Consider the following 19,908-nt stretch of genomic DNA (forward strand, 5'->3'; position numbering starts at 1 on the left):
TACCCGCCAGTATCTTGGGGTCTGAGCAAGCGCTTAGACATGCCCGAATGTCATGCCGAGGTACGTGGAGGTGGCGGCGTGCGCCGTACGGTGTTCAACGAGGATCACGAGGCGTTCCGGGAGACCCTTCGCGCCTTCATCGAGGCCGAGGTCGTCCCCGTCTACGACGAGTGGTTCGCCGCCGGCCAGGCGCCGCGCGACTTCTACTACAAGCTCGGCGAGCTGGGCATCTTCGGGATCAACGTGCCCGAGGAGTTCGGCGGCGCCGGCATGGACAGCCACAAGTTCGAGGCCGTCCTCTACGAGGAGACCGCCCGCGCCGGCGTGCAGTTCGGCGGCTCCGGCGTGCACGTGCTGCTCGCCCTGCCGTACATCAAGATGCTGGCCACGGACGAGCAGAAGAAGCGCTTCCTGCCGAAGTTCGTCACCGGCGAGGAGATGTGGGCCATCGCGATGACCGAGCCGGGCACCGGCTCCGACCTCGCGGGCATGAAGACCACCGCCAAGCTCTCCGAGGACGGCACGCACTACGTCCTCAACGGCGCCAAGACCTTCATCACCGGCGGTGTGCACGCCGACAAGGTCATCGTCTGCGCCCGGACCTCCGCGCCGACCGCCGAGGACCGCCGCCACGGCATCTCGCTGTTCGCCGTGGACACCAAGTCCGAGGGCTACTCCATCGGCCGCAAGCTGGACAAGCTGGGCCTGCGCACCTCCGACACCGCCGAACTGGCCTTCGTCGACGTCAAGGTGCCCGTCGAGGACCTCCTCGGCGAGGAGAACAAGGGCTTCTACTACCTCGGCCACAACCTGGCCTCCGAGCGCTGGGGCATCGCCTTCGGCGCCTACGCCCAGGCCAAGGCCGCCGTGCGCTTCGCCAAGCAGTACGTGCAGGAGCGCACCGTCTTCGGCAAGCCGGTCGCCCACTTCCAGAACACCAAGTTCGAGCTGGCCGCCTGCCAGGCCGAGGTGGACGCCGCCGAGGCCGTCGCCGATCGCGCCACCGAGGCCCTCGACGCCGGTGAGCTGACCCCCGCCGAGGCCGCCTCCGCCAAGCTCTTCTGCACCGAGGTCGCGCACCGCGTCATCGACCGCTGCCTCCAGCTCCACGGCGGCTACGGCTACATGAACGAGTACCCGATCGCCCGCCTGTACGCGGACAACCGCGTCAACCGCATCTACGGCGGCACCAGCGAGATCATGAAGACGATCATCGCCAAGGACATGGGCCTGTAAGGTCTCCGCAATCACTGGCGGGTACAACCACCTCATGAGCCAGGCACTTCAGGACCTCCTCGATCTGCTCGACCTCGAGCAGATCGAGGAGGACATCTTCCGCGGCCGGTCCCGCTCCGCCGTCGTACCCCGCGTCTTCGGCGGGCAGGTCGCGGCGCAGGCGCTGGTCGCCGCCGGGCGCACGGTCCCCGGCGACCGGCAGGCCCACTCCCTGCACGCGTACTTCCTGCGCCCGGGCGACCCCGGCGCGCCGATCGTCTACAGCGTCGACCGCATCCGCGACGGCCGGTCCTTCACCACCCGCCGCGTGGTCGCCGTGCAGCACGGCAAACCGATCTTCCACCTCTCGGCGTCCTTCCAGACGTACGAGGACGGGCTCGACCACCAGACCGCCATGCCGGCCGCGCCCGACCCGGCCGCGCTGCCCACCTCCCAGGAGCGGATGCGCGGTTACGCCCATCTCGCGCCCGAGGTCGTGGAGCGCTTCCTCGAGGCCCGCGAGGCGATCGACCTGCGCTACGTGGACGAGCCGCCGTACGGCAGGTTCGGCGAGCCGCGCGAACCGCACTCCCAGGTGTGGTTCCGCACCAACGGCAAGCTGGACGACGACCCGCTGCTGCACGTCGTGCTCGCCACCTACGTCTCCGACATGACCCTCCTCGACTCCGTGCTGCTCGCGCACGGCCGCGGCGGCTGGGCGGTCGGGGACGTCGTCGGGGCGTCGCTGGACCACGCGATGTGGTTCCACCGGCCGTTCCGCGCCGACGAGTGGCTGCTGTACGACCAGGAGTCGCCCTCCGCGCACGGCGGCCGGGGCCTCGGCCAGGCCCGTATCTACACCCAGGACGGACGGCTGGCCATCTCGGTCATCCAGGAGGGCGTGGTCCGCGTCCCCCGCTGACCCCGTCACGCGGCGAGGCCCGCCCACGCCCCCTTCCGAGCGGGCGCGGGCGGGCCTCGCCGCGTCGGTCAGTCCCTCCGGATCAGCTCCGGGTCGATGCGCCGCCCGACCAGCGGCAGCGTGCCCAGCGTCGCGACGACGACCACGCCCAGGGCCGCGCACACCAGCACGGGGATCCCGGCGAAGTCCCAGAAGACCTCGCCGCCGCCGGTGATCAGATAGCTGGACTCGGCGAGCTTGCCGGCGACCAGCGCGAGCGCGAGGCCGATGGCGAGCGGCAGCACGACCTGGACGCTCTGCACCGCGCGCAGCGTACGGCTCCTGGCCCCGATCAGCGTGATGGCGGTGACCTGCGACCGGCGTTCGACGGCCCGGTCGGTGACGGCGGAAGGGCCCAGACCGGCGCCAGGCCCGGAATTACGCGCCGGCGTTCCGGCCGCGGCCGCTTGTGGATTCCTGGTGGTCAGGCCAGGAATTCCTAGAACGTAGCCGCAGGGTTCATCGGCGCGGGGCGAATATGCGTGGGGTATGGAGGTGTTTGGGACGTTGGTTCCGGGCATACTTTGCCGTCACCTTGCCCGGACCTGAGCGGAATGTGATCTTCCGAAGTTTTTCTGGGTGGGCGGAAAATAGTTGCCTGCTCAAAATGACGTGAGGCGCGTGGGGGACTAGGCTCTCGGAGTGAAAGCCGCAGTGCACGGCATGCCCAGCCGGCGAGGATTCGGATGAGCCCGGACCTCAGCCGCGGCACCCGAGGGCGCGATCGCGTACGGGGTGGGCCGCAGGCGCCGGCAAGGTGACGCACGTCGTGCCTCATCACACAGTGCGGTGACACCTCCGACCGCCCCGCTCTTCCCCCTTATTCGCGGCGGCGGCCATCCACCCAGGGATGGAAGGTATTTCCCATGCGAGCACAGCGCGCGAGGCGCCTTGTCGCCATGTCCGCCACAGGCCTGCTGCTGGCCGGCGGTGCAGCGATCGGCACGGCGGGCACCGCCTCGGCCTCGGACCACCACAGCGACCGCGGCTCCTACAGCCACAGCCGGGACTGGGGAGACAACGACCACTACAACCACCACAACTCGTGGTGGGACGACGATGACGACGACTACGGCTACGGCGACTATGGCGGTTACGGCCATGGCGACCACGGCGGCTACGGCGGTGATCACGGTGGCTATGGCGGCCACGGCGGTCATGGCGGCGGCTACGGCGGCGGCCACGGCGGCGGCGGCCACGGCGGCGGCGGCCACGGCGGGCGCTGAACCGACCACCACCTGAGATAAGGATGTGCGGTCCCGTACCCGGAGCCGCACATCCGCTGTGCCCGCGGCGTCAGTCGAGGCCCGCCGCCGTCAGCAGATACGCCGTCATGGGGTCGTAGTGGCGCGGGCTGACGACGTGGTCGTCGAGCGGGACCACCACCTGCACGGTGCCCTCGGCCTCGGCGAGGAACAGCGCCGGGTCGTTGCAGTCGGCGTACCCGACCGAGTCGACGCCGTGCTGTCCCGCATAGCCGGCCCAGCCGTGGTCGGCCACCACCAGGTCCGGCAGCGGGCGCCCCTCCCGCTCAAGTCCGGTCAGAACGGCGCGCATCGGCTCGCCGGAGTGCGTGTGCCACAGCGTCGCGCCGTGCTCCAGGACCGCCACGTCCGCGAACTGCATGACGTAACCCTCGTCCGTCTGCAGCCCGTCCGGGATGACCACGATCTCGCAGCCGGCCGCGCGCAGCGCCCCGGCCGTGGCCCGGTGCACGTCCAGCAGACCGCCCGGGTGGCCGGTGGCGAACAGCACCCGCTGGCGTCCCTCGGCCGCCTTGCGCAGCCGGGCGGCCAGCCGGTCCAGCGCGCCCACGGTCAGCTCGGGGTCGATGGTGTCCTGCCCGTACCGGTACTCGGGGTCGTCGTCGACGCCCACCCGCTCGGCCATCACCGCGAGCACGTCCTGCTCGTCCGCCCAGCGGTCGCCCAGTTCGAGCCCCAGCCAGAAGTTGCGCTCGCCGTTGGCCAGCCTGCGGTAGTGGGAAAGGTTGTTCTCGCGGGGCGTGGCGACGTCCCCCGCGATACGGGTCCTCACCAGGTGGTCGACGAGCTGGGCGCGGCTGGGTGTCCCGGGTATCGGCATGCCACCCATTGTGAGGGCACCCGGGCGGGCGCGTCCTCGGCATACCGCACGCTGGGACCGGGATCACTGGGCTTGCCCGTGACGGCCGGCCCCGGCGACCCGCTCAGCCCTGCCGCAGCGCGAACCACAGCTCCATCCGCACGTCCGCGTCGTCCAGGTCGGCGTCCAACAGCGTGGCGCACCGGGCGATCCGCTGCCGCACGGTGTTGCGGTGCACGTCCAGCGCCACCGCCGTGCGGTCCCAACTGCCGTGCAGCGAAAGCCAGGTGCGCAGCGTCTCGGCGAGCGCGGGCCGGCCGCCGAGCGGTGCGAGCAGCGCGTCGGCGTGGGCCCGGGCGTCGGAGTGGGACACCAGGTCCGCGAGGCCCGGCCGGGCGCCGTGCCGGACCAGCGGGACGCGGGTGGCGCGGGCCCGGGCCAGCGCGCGGGCCGCCTGGCCGTCGGCGGCCGGCCACTCGCCGGGGCCGGCCGCCGCGCTGGTCCCGAGGGTCCAGCCCGGCTGCGGCACGGGCTCGCGCTCGGCCGGCACCAGCACCCGTACGACGTCACGGGCCACGTCCACCAGCGGCGAGCCGAGGGCGGCGCCCAGCGCGGACGCCGCCACGGCGTCCGGCTCCTGGGCCTCCGGCCGGGCGTGCACGACGATCCAGCGGCCGTCCCCGAGCAGCGGAGCCACCTCCGCGGGGGACGCCCCGAGCAGCAGCCGCACGAGCGCGGCCGACCGGGCCGCCCCGGACCCGCTCTGGTGCTCGCCGGTCAGCAGGGACAGCAGTACGGCGGCGACGGAGGCGATGGTGTGGTCGCCAGGCCCGCGCTGCCCGGAGGCCACCCCGAGCACGAACCCCTCGCCGGCCCCGAGGGCGTAGGCGGCGAGGTGGGTGTCGCCGAAGGTGTCGGTGGCCGAGGAGGGCACCGGCCGGGGGGCCGGTCCGGCGGGTGCGCCGGCGGCCGGTCCGGCACCTGCGGGACGCCGGGGCTCGGCCGGGGCGGATGCGGCGGCGGAGCGGCCGGGTCCCGCGGGCGTGGCCGTCCCGGCCGGCGGGGGAGCGGAGGCCCGCTCCGCCGACCGGGCCGCGCCCGCCTGCCCGCCGCGGACGCCGCCGCCCGCTCCGTCGGCCGGCGGCCGGACGGCGCCGGTCCGTGCGGAACCGGCGCCCGCCGCCCCGGGGCCGTCGGCGCCGGACGGCCCGACACCGCCGCCGCCCTCCGGGCCGCGGTCCGGCTCCGGGGGCCGCGGGCCGCTCGGCCGGACCACTTCCGTCAGCTTCGCCAGGGCCGCCCGCACCTCGCCGGACACCGCCCGGCCCGCCTCCGCGATGCCGGTGCCGTCCGGGCCGTAGAGGATCGCGTGGCCGCCCAGGCGCTGGGCGAGCTGGCGCAACACCGAGGGCGCCGGGTCCGGGCGGGAGGCCGCGGCCGCGAGACTCTGCTGGGCGTCGGTCACGCGGCGCAGCTCGGCCAGGCGGGCCTGCGCCATGAGCTGCCAGACCGCCCGGGCCACGCCCGAGAACGTCGTCCGGGGCGGCACCTCGAGCAGCGGCAGGCGCCGCGCGTCGCAGGCGGCGATCAGCGCCGGCGGCACGGTGTCGTGCACCGGGGCGAGGCCGAAGCCGAGGGCCGCACCGCCCGCGGCCACGATCCGGGAGACGTAGTCGTCGAAGTACGTGTCCGCGTCCGCCGCCTGCGGGATGTGCACCCCGGCGGTCAGCAGCAGCTCGCCGCCCAGCAGATAGGGGTAGGGGTCGGCCATCTCCGAGGTGTGCGCCCCGTGGATCACCAGGGACGGACCGGACGGGCCCGCGATCTGGCGCAGGGCGAGGTCCTCCCGGGACAGCAGGGCGGAGAGCGCGACCGGTGGGGTCGGTGGGACGGCTGGGGCGACCGGTTCCGGCATGGTGTGCGTTCCCTCCATACACCCCCGTCCGTATGGATGAAACGTACACTTCGCAGTCGCTTTCCGGCCACCTAGTGTCAAGTCAGTCCGGCAGCCGCGGGTACGGGCGGATGTCCCCGCGATCCGCTGCCGTCACGTCCCCGTTGCAACCCGCACGACACGCCACCGGATGTGCGCGAAGGAGGGCCCCACATGGCCGTCGACTACACAGTGATCGTCGTCTATCTCGCCGGCATGCTGGCCATGGGCTGGTGGGGCATGCGCCGCGCCAAGTCCAAGAGCGAGTTCCTGGTGGCCGGCCGTCGCCTCGGGCCCGCCATGTACTCCGGCACCATGGCGGCGATCGTCCTCGGCGGCGCGTCCACCATCGGCGGCGTCGGGCTCGGCTACCAGTACGGCCTCTCCGGCGCGTGGATGGTCTTCACCATCGGCCTCGGCCTGCTGGCCCTGTCCGTCTTCTTCTCGGCGCGCATCGCCCGGCTGAAGGTCTACACGGTCTCCGAGATGCTGGACCTCAGGTACGGCGGCCGCGCGGGTGTGATCTCGGGCCTGGTCATGTGGGCCTACACCCTCATGCTCGCGGTGACGTCCACCATCGCGTACGCCACCATCTTCGACGTCCTCTTCGACATGAACCGCACCGTCGCGATCATCCTCGGCGGCTCGATCGTCGTCGCGTACTCGACGCTGGGCGGCATGTGGTCGATCACCCTCACCGACATGGTGCAGTTCGTGGTCAAGACGATCGGCGTGCTCCTGCTGCTCCTGCCCATCGCGGTGGTCAAGGCGGGCGGCTTCTCCGAGATGAAGGCCAAGCTGCCGACCTCGTACTTCGACCCGCTGGGCATCGGCGGCGAGACGATCTTCACCTACGTGCTGATCTACACCTTCGGCATGCTGATCGGCCAGGACATCTGGCAGCGCGTGTTCACCGCCCGCAGCGACAGGACGGCGAAGTGGGGCGGCACGGTCGCCGGCACCTACTGTCTGGCCTACGCCCTCGCCGGCGCCGTGATCGGCACGGCGGCCAAGGTGCTCTACCCCAAGCTGGGCAGCCCGGACGACGCGTTCGCCACCATCGTCAAGGACGAACTGCCCGTCGGTGTGCGCGGCCTGGTGCTGGCCGCCGCCCTCGCCGCCGTGATGTCGACGTCCTCCGGCGCCCTGATCGCCTGCGCCACCGTCGCCAACAACGACATCTGGTCGCGGCTGCGGGGCGTGGTCAGGCCCTCCGGCGAGGAGCACGACGAGGTCCGGGGCAACCGGGTCTTCATCCTGATCATGGGCCTCGGGGTGATCGGCACCGCGATCGCGCTGAACAACGTGGTCGAGGCCCTGACGGTCGCCTACAACCTCCTCGTCGGCGGCCTGCTCGTGCCCATCCTCGGCGGCCTGCTGTGGAAGCGCGGCACCGCGCAGGGCGCGCTGGCCTCCGTGGTCGTCGGCGGCCTCGCCGTGATCGGCCTGATGGCGGGCTACGGCATCCTCGCCAACGAACCCGTCTACTACGGCCTGCTCGCCTCCCTCGTCGTCTACGTCGCCGTCTCCCTGGCGACCCGGCCCACCGACGAGGCCGTCCTCGCCGCCTGGCGGGAACGCCTCGCGGGACGCTCCCCCGAACTCGCGTCCGAACCGGTAGCGGCTCACCAGTAGAGTCGTACGGAAAGCAGTACAAGCGTGACGAAGCGCTGGAAAGAAGGCAATTGACCATGAGCAGCAACGAGACGCCCCGCGGCCCCGTCGACTCCTCCCGCGTCCCGCGGTACGCCGGACCCGCGACCTTCGCCCGGCTGCCCCGCCTCGACGAGGTCGGCGCCGCCGACGTCGCCGTGGTGGGCGTGCCGTTCGACTCCGGCGTCTCGTACCGGCCGGGCGCCCGCTTCGGCGGCAACGCGATCCGCGAGGCGTCCCGGCTGCTGCGCCCCTACAACCCGGCGCAGGACGCCTCCCCCTTCGCCCTCGCGCAGGTCGCGGACGGCGGCGACATCGCCGTGAACCCGTTCAACATCAACGAGGCCGTGGAGACCATCGAGGCGGCCGCCGACGACCTGCTCGGCACCGGCGCCCGGCTGATGACCCTCGGCGGCGACCACACCATCGCGCTGCCGCTGCTGCGCTCGGTGGCGAAGAAGCACGGCCCGGTGGCCCTGCTCCACTTCGACGCCCACCTGGACACCTGGGACACCTACTTCGGCGCCGAGTACACCCACGGCACCCCGTTCCGCCGTGCGGTGGAGGAGGGCATCCTCGACACCGAGGCGCTCTCCCACGTCGGCACCCGCGGCCCGCTGTACGGCAAGCAGGACCTCACCGACGACGAGAAGATGGGCTTCGGCATCGTCACCTCGGCGGACGTCTACCGCCGCGGCGCCGACGAGGTCGCCGACCAGCTCCGCCAGCGCATCGGCGACCGCCCGCTGTACATCTCCATCGACATCGACTGCCTCGACCCGGCCCACGCGCCCGGCACCGGCACCCCGGAGGCGGGCGGCATGACCTCCCGCGAGCTGCTGGAGATCCTGCGCGGGCTGGCATCCTGCAACCTGGTGTCGGCGGACGTCGTGGAGGTCGCCCCCGCGTACGACCACGCGGAGATCACCTCGGTGGCGGCCTCCCACACCGCCTACGAACTGACCACCATCATGAGCCGCCAGATCGCGGCGGCCCGGAAGGACGCGTAAGCGAAGTGACTCACGACCACGACCTGGTGCTCCGCCCGACCGAGGCACAGATCTCGACCGCGCTGAACCCTCCGCCCGGGCGCAACGGCGGAGACCTGGTCGTGGAAACCCTGGCCGGGCTGGGCGCGACCACCGTCTTCGGCCTGCCCGGCCAGCACGCCCTCGGCATGTTCGACGCCCTGCGCCGCTCGTCGCTGCGCTACGTCGGCCTGCGGGTGGAGAACAACGCCGGCTTCGCCGCCGACGCGTACGGCCGGATCACCGGTGAGGCGGCCCCGCTGCTGCTCTCCACCGGCCCGGGCGCGCTGACCTCGCTGGCCGCGCTCCAGGAGGCGGCCGCGGCCTCCGCCCCGGTGCTGGCGATCAGCAGCCAGATCCCGACCGCCGGCCTGGGCGGCGGCCGGCACGGCTACCTCCACGAACTCCCCGACCAGGCCGCCTCGTTCCGGGGCGTGGTCAAGTCGGTCCACACCGTCCGCACCCAGTCCCAGATCCCGTCCGCGATCGCCGCGGCGTGGAAGTCGGCGCTCTCCGCTCCGCACGGCCCGGTGTGGGTGGAGATCCCCCAGGACGTGCTGCTGTCCGCGACCGCGCTCCCGGTGGTGACGGCGATGGACGCCACGCCGGACGACCTCCTCCCGCGCCCCGAGCTGACCGCGGTGGCGGCCGACCTGCTGTCCCGCGCGGCGCGCCCGGCGATCATCGCGGGCGGCGGGGTCGTACGGGCCGACGCGTCCGGGAAGCTGAGGGCGCTGGCGGAGAGGCTGGCCGCTCCGGTGGTGACCACCTTCGGCGGCAAGGGCGCCTTCCCCTGGGAGCACCCCCTCTCCCTCCAGTCCTGGCTGGAGGACCGCCACACCACGGACTTCCTGGAGGACGCCGACGTCCTCCTCGTGGTCGGGTCCGGACTCGGCGAACTGTCCTCGAACTACCACACGTTCACACCGCGCGGCCGGGTGATCCAGATCGAGGCCGACCTCGGCAAACTGGAGTCCAACCACCCGGCCCTCGGCATCCACGCGGACGCCCGCCTCGCCCTCCAGGCCCTGCTGGAGACGGTGGAGGAGCGGGCCGACGAGTCGGCGCCCGAGCGCGTACGGGACCTGCTGGCGAAGGTCGCGGACCGCATCGCGGGCCAGGAACTCACCCTGGAACAGGACGTACTGGCCGCCGTCCGCCGCGCCCTGCCGGCCGGCTCGCCGTCGTTCTGGGACATGACCATCCTGGCGTACTGGGCCTGGTCGGCCTTCGACCCCCGGGGCACGAACAGCATGCACTCCGCCCAGGGCGCCGGCGGTCTCGGCTACGGCTTCCCGGCGGCCCTGGGCGCGGCGGCCGCCGACCCCACCCGCCCGGTCCTCGCGGTCTCCGGCGACGGCGGCGCCCTCTACTCGATCGCCGAACTGGCCACGGCCCGCCAGTACGACCTGCCGGTCACCTGGCTGATCGTCGACGACGGCGGCTACGGCATCCTCCGGGAGTACATGACCGACGCCTTCGGCCAGGCCACGGCCACCGAACTGACCCGCCCGGACTACGTGGCCCTGGCGGAGTCCTTCGGGGTGCCGGGCGTGCGCACGAGCCCGGAGACCCTGGAGGAGGATCTGGCGAAGGCGCTGGCGGCGCCCGGCCCTTCGGTGGTCGTACTCCCCGCGGTGCTCCGGATGTTCGCGCCGACCCACCTGGGCTGACCGGCCGCGCCGGACGCCGGCCGGCGGTGAACTCCTCCCGCACGGGGTGGAGTTCACCGCCGTCATGCGTCTACCAGATCGCGTCGACCCACTCCGGGTGGTCGATGAACGGGTTGCGGTTGTGCTGGTAGGTGTCGTATATGACCTGGTTGCGCTTCTCCTCGAAGGCGCTCGGCGGGTCCTCGTCGTTCCACTGCTTGAGGACGGACAGTCTGCCGATGTACGGGTTGCTGCCGTTGCCGACCTTGTCGTTGGGCTCCAGGTCGGCGAAGCCGTCGCCCCCGTCGTAGCGGACCGCCATGTAGAGGATCATCCGGGCCACGTCGCCCTTGTCCGCGTCGCGCGGCTCGAAGGAGTCGGAGTCGGTGAGGCTGCCGCCCCCGCCGCTGACCGCGCTGCCGCCGTCGTCGAAGTCCTTGTTGCCGCGGACGCTGTTGACCTGGACGTCCGCGGGGCGCAGGTGGTGCAGGTCGGTGCCGGGGCCGGTCACCTCGCCGAAGTCGCCGTGCGACTTGGCCCACACGTGCTCGCGGTTCCAGTCGCCGGTGCTGCCGCCGTTGAGGGACTTGGCGCGGGAGACGCCGCTGTAGAGCAGGATCACGTTGTTGCTGTTGTTCGGATCCTGGTCGGTGACCTTCAGCGCGTCCCAGACCGCCGAGTACGAGATCTTGCTCTGGCTGCTGATGATGGTGTGCAGCGAGGACTTGAGGCTCGTGCCCGTCTTGCCGACGGCGTTCCTGTAGTACGTGCTGTCGTACGAGGTCGTCGTCGCGCTTGCCGGGGAGGCGATCGCGGTCGGCAGGGTGAGGCCGACGAGCAGCGCCGAGACGGCCAGTGCCGGAGCCTTCCAGCGGTGCATGTGCGTCACGGTCATGTGGGGGCCGATCTACGCGGGTTGATTGAGCGGACAACCGGAGCGTGACATGGACATGCGTATCAAGAGGTGAAGCGGAGGTGACCGTTGTGTGTCGGGACCCGGCAGGCCACCACGGCCGGCGCGGCGCCGCGGGAGACCGCGGACGCCGTCAGCCGAAGAGCTTCGGCCACTTCTTCCTGTACTCGGCGATCTGGGCGTCGTAACCCGCCCGGTGCTGCGCCAGATCACGGTCGCTGAAGGTGCCGGGCGGCAGAACTCCGGGGTGGAGCAGGTCCGGTACGAGGCGGAAGACCTCCTTCGCGGCCTCCCACGTCTGCCCTCCCTTGCCGCGCAGCCTCACGAGTTCCCCGTACGAGTAGTGCTCGTAGTACTTCGTTCGTCTGATGCGGTCCAGGACGTTGTCCTTCGGTCCGCAGTCGTCCGGGCCGAGCAACTCGGCGTCGGCGGAGGCGAGGTGGCGCAGTACCGCCAGTGCGGCGAACAGGCGCCCCGATCGCTTGAACCCGCTCTCGTTCTCCTCCGGCATGGGGGAAGCATTGCCAAACCCGTGACCGACCACACGTACAACCGTCACCCGTCCCGGTGAGTCAACGCATGCATGACTCCCCGCACATCCGTACGCGCCGGCGCGCTGGCGGCCGCCCTCGGCGCCGTGGTGCTCATACCGGCGGTCGCCGCCGCCCCGGCCGCGGCGGCGACCACGCCCACCGTCAGCTGCACGTCCGCCAACGCGGGCCTGGCCGCGAAGCTGAAGAAGGACATCACCGCGGCGCTCGCGAACCGCAAGGGCACCGTCGCGATCGGCCTCTACGACCGGTCCACCAAGACCACCTGCACCCTGCGCGCCACCACCGCCTACGACTCGGCCAGCACCGTCAAGGTGACCGTGCTCGCCACGCTGCTGTGGGACGCCAAGAAGCACGACCGGTACCTCACCGACCGCGAGGCCTCGCTCGCCAAGGCCATGATCACCAAGTCGGACAACAACGCGACCAGCACGCTCTGGAAGCAGCTCGGCATGACCAAGATCAAGGGCTTCCTGTCCGCCGCCGGGATGACGAAGACGGTTCCCGGCGCGAACGGCTACTGGGGGCTGACCCAGGAGAACGTCACCGACGAGCAGAAGCTGCTCAAGCTCGTCACGGCCAGGAACAGCGTGCTGAGCGACAACTCGCGCGCCTACATCCTGAAGCTGATGAACCAGGTCGTCTCCTCGCAGCGCTGGGGCACCCCGGCCGGGGCGCCGTCCACGGTCACCGTGCACGTCAAGAACGGCTGGCTGCAGCGGTCCACGCACGGCTGGCGGGTGCACAGCCTCGGCACCTTCAACGGCGGCGGCCACGACTACATGATGTCCGTGCTGACGCACGGCAACAGCACCATGAGCTACGGCGTCACCACCATCCAGAACGTCGCCAAGGCGATCCACAAGGACCTGGTGCCGACGACGTCCGGCGTCGCCCGCTACACCCCGACCAGCACCCCGAGCGAGGCGCACGTGGCGGTGCCGCCGCAGGGCTGAGCCGGCCGCGCCGCCCGCGGGCGGCGTCCTCGGCGCCCGGCCCGTTTTGTTTCAGGGGGATGAAATCCGCACGCCCCGGCGTTGGTGCCTTCCGGTAGAGCAGGACGACAGGAAGGCACCGGCGTGGCAGCGCAACGGGGATGGGCACGGCGGCTGGCGGGCTACGCCTGGCGTTATCCGAAGGACGTGGTCCTCGCCCTCGGCTCCTCCCTCGGCGGCATGGCCGTCATGGCCGTCGTCCCGCTGTTCACCAAGGTGATCATCGACGACGTGATCGGCGCCCGCACCCGCTCCATGGCCGTGTGGGCGGGGGCCCTGCTCGGCGCCGCCGTCCTGGTCTACGTCTTCACCTACATCCGCCGCTACTACGGCGGGCGGCTCGCCCTCGACGTCCAGCACGACCTGCGGACCGAGATGTACGGCACGATCACCCGCCTCGACGGCCGCCGCCAGGACGAGCTGTCCACCGGGCAGGTGGTCGGCCGGGCCACCAGCGACCTCCAGCTCATCCAGGGCCTGCTCTTCATGCTCCCGATGACCATCGGGAACGTCCTGCTCTTCCTGATCTCCCTGGTGATCATGGCCTGGCTCTCGCTGCCGCTGACCCTGGTCGCCCTGGCCGTGGCCCCGGCCCTGTACGCGATCGCCAAGCGCAGCCGCAGCAAGCTCCACCCCGCCACCTGGTACGCCCAGGCCCAGGCCGCCGCCGTGGCCGGCGTGGTGGACGGCGCGGTGAGCGGCGTCCGCGTGGTGAAGGGGTTCGGGCAGGAGGAGCAGGAGACCGGCAAGCTCCGCGAGGTCGGCCGCCGGCTCTTCGCGGGGCGGCTGCGCACCATCCGGCTGAACAGCAGGTTCACCCCGGCCCTGCAGGCCGTGCCCGCCCTCGGCCAGGTCGCCATGCTCGCCCTCGGCGGCTGGCTGGCCGTGCGCGGCCACATCACGCTCGGCACCTTCGTCGCCTTCTCCACCTACCTCGCCCAGCTCGTCGGCCCGGTCCGCATGCTCGCCGTGGTGCTCACCGTCGGGCAGCAGGCCCGGGCCGGCACCGAGCGCGTGCTGGAGCTGATCGACACCCAGCCGACCATGAAGGACGGCACGAAGACCCTCCCGGCCGACGCGCCGGCGACCGTCGAGTTCGACGACGTGTCCTTCGGCTACGACGTCGGCCCCGGCCGGACCAGCCCCGTCCTGGACGGGCTCAGCTTCGAGATCCGGTCCGGCGAGACCCTGGCCGTCGTCGGCTCCTCCGGCTCCGGCAAGTCCACCGTCTCCCTGCTCCTGCCGCGCTTCTACGACGTCACCGGCGGCGCCGTGCTGATCGGCGGGCACGACGTGCGCGAGCTGACCATGGACTCGCTCAGGTCGGCGATCGGCCTGGTCCCCGAGGACTCGTTCCTCTTCTCCGACACCGTCCGCGCCAACATCGCCTACGGCCGCCCGGACGCCACCCAGGACGAGATCGAGGCCGCCGCCCGCGCCGCCCAGGCGGACCGGTTCATCAGCGAGCTGCCCGAGGGCTACGACACCAAGGTCGGCGAGCACGGCCTGACCCTCTCCGGCGGCCAGCGCCAGCGCGTCGCGCTCGCCCGCGCCCTGCTCACCGACCCCCGCCTGCTGGTCCTGGACGACGCCACCTCCGCCGTCGACGCCCGCGTGGAGCACGAGATCCACGAGGCGCTGAAGCACGTGATGGAGGGGCGCACCACCCTGCTCATCGCGCACCGCCGCTCCACCCTGAACCTCGCCGACCGCATCGCCGTCCTGGACGGCGGCCGGCTCGCCGACCTCGGCACCCACGAGGAACTGCAGGAGCGCTGCGCCCTGTACCGCCGGCTGCTGACCGACCCCGACGAGCTGGGCGGCGTCTCCCCGGGCCACACCGGTCCCGCCGAGCCGCAGGAGGACACCAGCCTGCGCGAGGAGCTGGACGCCGAGTTCGACGCCGAGGCCGGCATCACCCCCCGGCTGTGGACGGGCGAGCGCCGGCCCCGGGACGCGGCCATGGCGGGCACCCCCGCCACCCCGGAACTCCTGGCCCAGGTCGAGGCGCTGCCCCCGGCCACCGACACCCCTGACGTCGACGAGGCCCGCGCGGTGCGCGCCGAGGAGTCGTACGGCCTGCGCCGGCTGCTGCACGGCTTCGGCCTGCCGCTGCTGGTCAGCCTGGGGCTGGTCGCCGTGGACGCGGGCGCGGGCCTGCTGCTGCCGGTGCTGATCCGGCACGGCATCGACCAGGGCGTCAGCAGGGCGGCCCTCGGCGCGGTGTGGGCGGCCTCGCTGCTGGGCCTGCTCACCGTGCTGGCGCAGTGGGCCGCGCAGATCGGCGAGACCCGGATGACCGGCCGCACCGGCGAGCGTGTGCTGTACGCGCTGCGGCTGAAGATCTTCGCCCAGCTCCAGCGGCTCGGCCTCGACTACTACGAGCGCGAGCTGACCGGCCGGATCATGACCCGGATGACCACGGACGTCGACGCCCTCTCCACGTTCCTGCAGACCGGCCTGGTCACCGCCTTCGTCTCGGTCGTCACCTTCTTCGGCATCATGGCCGCCCTGCTGGTGCTCGACGTACAGCTCGCCCTGGTCGTCTTCGCCACCCTGCCCCCGCTGATCGTCGCCACGTTCTTCTTCCGCCGGGCCAGCGTGAAGGCCTACGAACTCGCCCGTGAGCGGGTGTCGGTGGTCAACGCGGACCTGCAGGAGTCGGTGGCCGGGCTCAGGATCGTGCAGGCCTTCCGCCGCGAGCCGGACGGCGCCCGGCGGTTCGCCGAGCGCAGCGACAGCTACCGCTCCGCCCGCATCCGCGGCCAGTGGCTGATCTCGGTCTACTTCCCCTTCGTCCAGCTGCTGTCCTCGGTCGCGGCGGCCGCCGTGCTCGTCACCGGCGCCGGCCGCGTGGAGGCGGCCACGCTCACCACGGGCGCGCTGGTGGCGTACCTGCTCTACATCGACCTGTTCTTCGCCCCGGTCCAGCAGCTCTCCCAGGTCTTCGACGGCTACCAGCAGGCCACCGTCTCCCTCGGCCGCATCCAGGAGCTGCTGCGCGAGCCGACCTCCACCGGCGCCGCCGAGAAGCCCCGCGAGGTCGGCTCCCTGCGCGGCGACATCGCGTTCGAGGACGTGCACTTCGCCTACGGCGCCGAGGAGGAGGCGCTGACCGGCATCGACCTGACGATCCCGGCGGGCCAGACGGTCGCCTTCGTCGGCGAGACCGGAGCCGGCAAGTCCACGCTGGTGAAGCTGGTGGCCCGGTTCTACGACCCCACCTCGGGCCGGGTCACGGCCGACGGCACCGATCTGCGCGCCCTCGACCTGACCTCGTACCGGCACCGCCTCGGGGTGGTCCCGCAGGAGGCGTACCTCTTCCCGGGCACCGTCCGGGACGCCATCGCCTACGGCAGGCCCGAGGCCACCGACGCCGAGGTGGAGGCGGCGGCGCGGGCGGTCGGCGCGCACGAGATGATCGCCACGCTCGACGGCGGCTACCTGCACGAGGTCGCCGAGCGCGGCCGCAACCTCTCGGCCGGCCAGCGCCAGCTCATCGCGTTGGCCCGGGCCGAACTGGTCGACCCCGACGTCCTGCTCCTCGACGAGGCCACCGCAGCCCTGGACCTGGCCACCGAGGCCCAGGTGAGCCAGGCCACCGACCGGCTGGCGGGCCGCCGTACCACGCTGGTGGTCGCGCACCGGCTGACCACGGCCGCGCGCGCCGACCGGGTGGTGGTCATGGACCACGGCCGGGTGGTGGAGGACGGCACCCACGACGAACTCCTCGCCCTCGGCGGCCGGTACGCCGAACTGTGGCGGACCTTCGTCGGGCAGTCCGAACCGGAGGAGCCGGTCGGCGCCACCCGCTGAGCACCCCGGAGGGCCGGCTCTCCGACCGCCGTGCAACCATCCGACACATGTCCTGCGTCCGTACGTCAGTACGGTCGTCGGTGACGTATGCCGGGGACGTATGACCGCGGTACGGGGAGGACGACGATGGACTGTGGTGCGATACGCCGGCGTCTGGCGCTCGGCGCGGCCGCGCTGGCCGCCTCCGGCGCGCTGGCGCTCGCGGTGCCCGGCACCGCGCACGCGGCCCCGGCCGGCTCCTGCGCCGGACGCGAGGTGCGCACCCTGCCCTTCAGCGCCGGCGTCGTGCACGTCTACAAGCGCAACGGCTACGTCTGCGCCGTCACGGTCGCCAAGCACCCGGGCGCCAGACGCCTGATGTCGGTCAGCGTCCAGGCCCGCGGCAACCGGCCGGTCGTGGACGCGGGCCGGTTCAAGCACCACGCCGGCCCGGTCACCGTGCACGCCGGGCAGCGCTGCGTGTGGGTGCGGGGCTCGGTGGGCCGCGCCGCGGTCAGCTCCGGCTGGTTCATGTGCTGAACCACCGGACACGCCCGATTCCCGTCTCTGCGCCCCTGATCCGTACGGCCATGTAGCCGCAGACCGCCCCAAACCGTACAACCCCCTCTGGTGTCACGGCAGTTGCTCCGCTAGCTTCCGGCGCACATCTGTCTCACAGGGGAGAGTGCGCATGCGCAAGGCGCTCAGATGGCTGCTGGCGCTCACGGTCTTCATAGGCACGCTGAGCACAGCGGGCGCGGCCACCGCCGCCCAGTCCGAGCCCGACATCAAGGACCGGCTCCTGGCGATACCCGGCATGAGCTTGGTCCAGGAGAAGCCGTACCCCGGCTACCGGTTCTTCGTACTGAACTACACGCAGCCGGTCGACCACCGGCACCCGTCCAAGGGCACCTTCCAGCAGCGGATCACCGTGCTGCACAAGGACACCAGCCGCCCGACGGTCTTCTACACCGGCGGCTACAACGTCTCCACGACCCCGTCGCGCCGGGAACCCACCCAGATCGTGGACGGCAACCAGGTCTCCCTGGAGTACCGCTTCTTCACGCCGTCCCGGCCCGCGCCGGCCGACTGGTCCAAGCTGGACATCTGGCAGGCGGCCAGCGACCAGCACCGGGTCTACCAGGCGCTGAAGCCCGTCTACTCCGCCAACTGGCTGGCCACCGGCGGCTCCAAGGGCGGCATGACGGCCACCTACTTCGAGCGCTTCTACCCGCGTGACATGGACGGCGTGGTCGCCTACGTCGCCCCCAACGACGTGGTGAACAAGGAGGACTCGGCGTACGACCGGTTCTTCGCGGGCGTCGGCACCAAGGAGTGCCGCGACCGGCTGAACGCGGTCCAGCGGGAGGCGCTGGTGCGCCGGGAGCCGCTGGAGAAGCGGTACGCGCAGTACGCCGCCGACAACGGCTACACCTTCGACACCATCGGCGGCCTGGACAAGGCCTACGAGGCGGTCGTCCTCGACTACGTCTGGGGCTTCTGGCAGTACAGCCTGCTGAAGGACTGCGACACCATCCCCGCCGGCGCGGCGACCGCGACCGACGACGCGATCTGGGACTCCGTCGACAGCATCTCCGGCTTCTCCGCCTACACCGACCAGGGCCTGGAGACGTACACGCCGTACTACTACCAGGCGGGCACCCAGCTCGGCGCGCCCACCATCCACTTCCCGTACATCGAGAAGAAGCTGATCCGCTACGGCTACCAGCCGCCGCGCAACTTCGTGCCCCGCTCCATCCCGATGCGCTTCCAGCCGGACGCCATGCGGGACGTGGACACCTGGGTCCGGCAGCACGCCCGGCACATGCTCTTCGTCTACGGCGAGAACGACCCGTGGGGTTCGGAGCGGTTCCGCCTCGGCGCGGGCGCGCGTGACTCGTACGTCTTCACCGCCCCCGGCATGAACCACGGGGCCAATGTGGCGGGCCTGGTGCCCGACCAGAAGGCGCTGGCCACGGCCCGCATCCTGGAGTGGGCGGGCGTCGCGCCCGCCGCCGTCCAGGCGGACCCGTCCGCGGCCAGGCCGCTGGCCCGCCACGACGCGAAGCTCGACGTGCGGGACGTGGAGCGCGAGCCCGCGCTGCGTCCCTGACCCGCCGGCGCCGGTCCCTCGAAGCCGAGGGGCCGGCGCCGCCGGTGTGCCGGACGACCGCGTCCGGCACACCGGTGTCACCTCCGCCAGAACAGGTGGTGCGTCACGCCGCTCGGGCTGGGCACGACCTCGAGGTGGAAGCGGTCGAGCAGTTCGTCCGGCGACTCCCAGAGCCGGAGCCCGGAGCCGAACTTCACCGGTGAGACCGCCACGTGCATGGTGTCCACCAGGTCGGCGTCCAGGAACTCCCGGACGGTGGTGACCCCGCCGCCCAGCCGGACGTCCCCGCCCCCCGCCGCCTCGCGCGCCTGCTCCAGGACCGCCGCCGGATCGCCGTCGACGAAGTGGAACGTGGTGTCCGAGAGCGTGAACGAGGGACGCGGGTGGTGGGTCATCACGAACACCGGTGTGCGGAACGGCGGTTCGTCACCCCACCAGCCCTGCCACTCGTGGTCGTGCCAGGGCCCGCGCTGCGGTCCGAACTTGTTGCGGCCCATGATCTCCGCCCCGATGCCGTGGGCGAAGTCCCGCGTGAAGTAGTCGTCGAGCCCCCGGCTGCCCCCGGGGTCGGTGCGATTGGGCCAGCTCGCCGTCGCGCCGGCCCAGCCGAAGAGCCTCTCGGCGCCGGCGAGGCCGAACGGCTGCTCGAAGCTCTGGGCCTCGCCGGCGGCGATCCCGTCACTGGACACATTGAAGTTCTGCACCCTCAGCAGTTGAGCCATGGTTCCTCCCGCGTCATCGGCAACTGTGCTGCAGACTCCCCGGGGCCGGGAAACTCACCGGTGCGGTGAGCGCGGAACTCACCCGTCCGGCCCTCCGCCCGTCCGGGCCCTCCGGCTCGCCGCACGGAACCGGTCTCCGCCCGCGGCCGTCCAACGCCCAGGCCGCCGGACGAGTCCGCGGTGCGGTGCCGGTCCCGGACGCGAGACCGGCGCACCCTCTCCGCCGCACCGGGCCTGGCGGCCGCCGCCGCCGGCGCGCCCCCCTCCCGAGCGCCGGCGGCGGCACCACCCCGGCTTCCTGTGCGTTCCCTTG

16 protein-coding genes are annotated in these 19,908 nt (G+C 72.2%); 10 read left to right on the forward strand and 6 right to left on the reverse strand.

From position 1 onward, the window contains the following. Positions 1–78: 78 nt before the first annotated feature. Complete coding sequence (locus ACZ7JA_RS05435) at positions 79–1,236, forward strand: acyl-CoA dehydrogenase family protein (protein ID WP_351665097.1); 1,158 nt, start codon at positions 79–81, stop codon at positions 1,234–1,236. 34 nt (positions 1,237–1,270) lie between these two features. After that, the gene (gene tesB, locus ACZ7JA_RS05440; protein WP_351665095.1) at positions 1,271–2,137 is read left to right on the forward strand and encodes an acyl-CoA thioesterase II; all 867 of its coding nucleotides are present in this window, start codon (positions 1,271–1,273) and stop codon (positions 2,135–2,137) included. 68 nt (positions 2,138–2,205) lie between these two features. Here tesB and ACZ7JA_RS05445 read toward each other — a convergent pair whose 3' ends face one another. Beyond that, positions 2,206–2,439, reverse strand: coding sequence for a hypothetical protein (locus tag ACZ7JA_RS05445; protein WP_470807274.1), 234 nt, complete (start codon positions 2,437–2,439; stop codon positions 2,206–2,208). Positions 2,440–3,075: 636 nt separating this feature from the next. Here ACZ7JA_RS05445 and ACZ7JA_RS05450 point away from each other — a divergent pair. Beyond that, positions 3,076–3,402 carry a hypothetical protein gene (locus tag ACZ7JA_RS05450; protein WP_450746805.1) on the forward strand — a complete coding sequence of 109 codons (327 nt, stop codon included), beginning with the start codon at positions 3,076–3,078 and terminating at the stop codon, positions 3,400–3,402. Positions 3,403–3,472: 70 nt separating this feature from the next. Here ACZ7JA_RS05450 and ACZ7JA_RS05455 read toward each other — a convergent pair whose 3' ends face one another. Together ACZ7JA_RS05455 and ACZ7JA_RS05460 are read right to left on the reverse strand one after the other, a co-directional pair. Further along, entirely contained in the window at positions 3,473–4,261 is a 789-nt protein-coding gene (locus tag ACZ7JA_RS05455) for a phosphatase (protein ID WP_351665090.1), read from the reverse strand. Positions 4,262–4,364: 103 nt separating this feature from the next. Continuing rightward, positions 4,365–6,155 (reverse strand): PucR family transcriptional regulator ligand-binding domain-containing protein, encoded by a 1,791-nt coding sequence (locus ACZ7JA_RS05460; protein ID WP_470807276.1) that lies wholly within the window; start codon positions 6,153–6,155, stop codon positions 4,365–4,367. 192 nt (positions 6,156–6,347) lie between these two features. Here ACZ7JA_RS05460 and ACZ7JA_RS05465 point away from each other — a divergent pair, with 192 nt between their 5' ends. Genes ACZ7JA_RS05465 through ACZ7JA_RS05475 form a run of 3 tightly spaced genes read left to right on the forward strand, consistent with a single transcriptional unit; the run spans position 6,348 to position 10,527 of the window. Continuing rightward, positions 6,348–7,808: a sodium:solute symporter family protein gene (locus ACZ7JA_RS05465; RefSeq protein ID WP_351665086.1), complete on the forward strand. Its 1,461-nt coding sequence runs from the start codon at positions 6,348–6,350 to the stop codon at positions 7,806–7,808. Between the two features lie 56 nt (positions 7,809–7,864). Continuing rightward, the gene (gene speB, locus ACZ7JA_RS05470; protein ID WP_143639230.1) at positions 7,865–8,836 is read left to right on the forward strand and encodes an agmatinase; all 972 of its coding nucleotides are present in this window, start codon (positions 7,865–7,867) and stop codon (positions 8,834–8,836) included. Positions 8,837–8,841: 5 nt separating this feature from the next. Then, entirely contained in the window at positions 8,842–10,527 is a 1,686-nt protein-coding gene (locus ACZ7JA_RS05475) for a thiamine pyrophosphate-binding protein (protein ID WP_404030071.1), read from the forward strand. Positions 10,528–10,597: 70 nt separating this feature from the next. On the opposite strand, the gene ACZ7JA_RS05480 is transcribed toward ACZ7JA_RS05475, so the two are convergent. Both ACZ7JA_RS05480 and ACZ7JA_RS05485 read right to left on the reverse strand, forming a co-directional pair. Further along, positions 10,598–11,401 (reverse strand): endonuclease I family protein, encoded by an 804-nt coding sequence (locus tag ACZ7JA_RS05480; protein WP_351665081.1) that lies wholly within the window; start codon positions 11,399–11,401, stop codon positions 10,598–10,600. Between the two features lie 151 nt (positions 11,402–11,552). Continuing rightward, positions 11,553–11,930, reverse strand: coding sequence for a hypothetical protein (locus tag ACZ7JA_RS05485; RefSeq protein WP_351665079.1), 378 nt, complete (start codon positions 11,928–11,930; stop codon positions 11,553–11,555). 72 nt (positions 11,931–12,002) lie between these two features. Between ACZ7JA_RS05485 and ACZ7JA_RS05490 the strand changes: the two genes are divergently transcribed. From ACZ7JA_RS05490 to ACZ7JA_RS05505, 4 genes are all read left to right on the forward strand, one after another. Then, a complete protein-coding gene (locus ACZ7JA_RS05490; RefSeq protein WP_351665077.1) occupies positions 12,003–12,926 on the forward strand; it encodes a serine hydrolase in 924 nt (307 codons plus the stop codon). 123 nt (positions 12,927–13,049) lie between these two features. After that, positions 13,050–16,781 carry an ABC transporter ATP-binding protein gene (locus ACZ7JA_RS05495; protein WP_470807280.1) on the forward strand — a complete coding sequence of 1,244 codons (3,732 nt, stop codon included), beginning with the start codon at positions 13,050–13,052 and terminating at the stop codon, positions 16,779–16,781. Between the two features lie 126 nt (positions 16,782–16,907). Further along, entirely contained in the window at positions 16,908–17,300 is a 393-nt protein-coding gene (locus ACZ7JA_RS05500) for a hypothetical protein (protein ID WP_351665073.1), read from the forward strand. 151 nt (positions 17,301–17,451) lie between these two features. Continuing rightward, a complete protein-coding gene (locus tag ACZ7JA_RS05505) occupies positions 17,452–18,873 on the forward strand; it encodes a S28 family serine protease (RefSeq protein ID WP_389299198.1) in 1,422 nt (473 codons plus the stop codon). 77 nt (positions 18,874–18,950) lie between these two features. Here the strand turns inward: ACZ7JA_RS05505 and ACZ7JA_RS05510 are convergent, their stop codons facing one another. Continuing rightward, a complete protein-coding gene (locus tag ACZ7JA_RS05510) occupies positions 18,951–19,595 on the reverse strand; it encodes a dihydrofolate reductase family protein (RefSeq protein WP_450744963.1) in 645 nt (214 codons plus the stop codon). Positions 19,596–19,908 lie beyond the last annotated feature (313 nt).

It is taken from the genome of Streptomyces sp. NPDC038135, assembly GCF_055601245.1.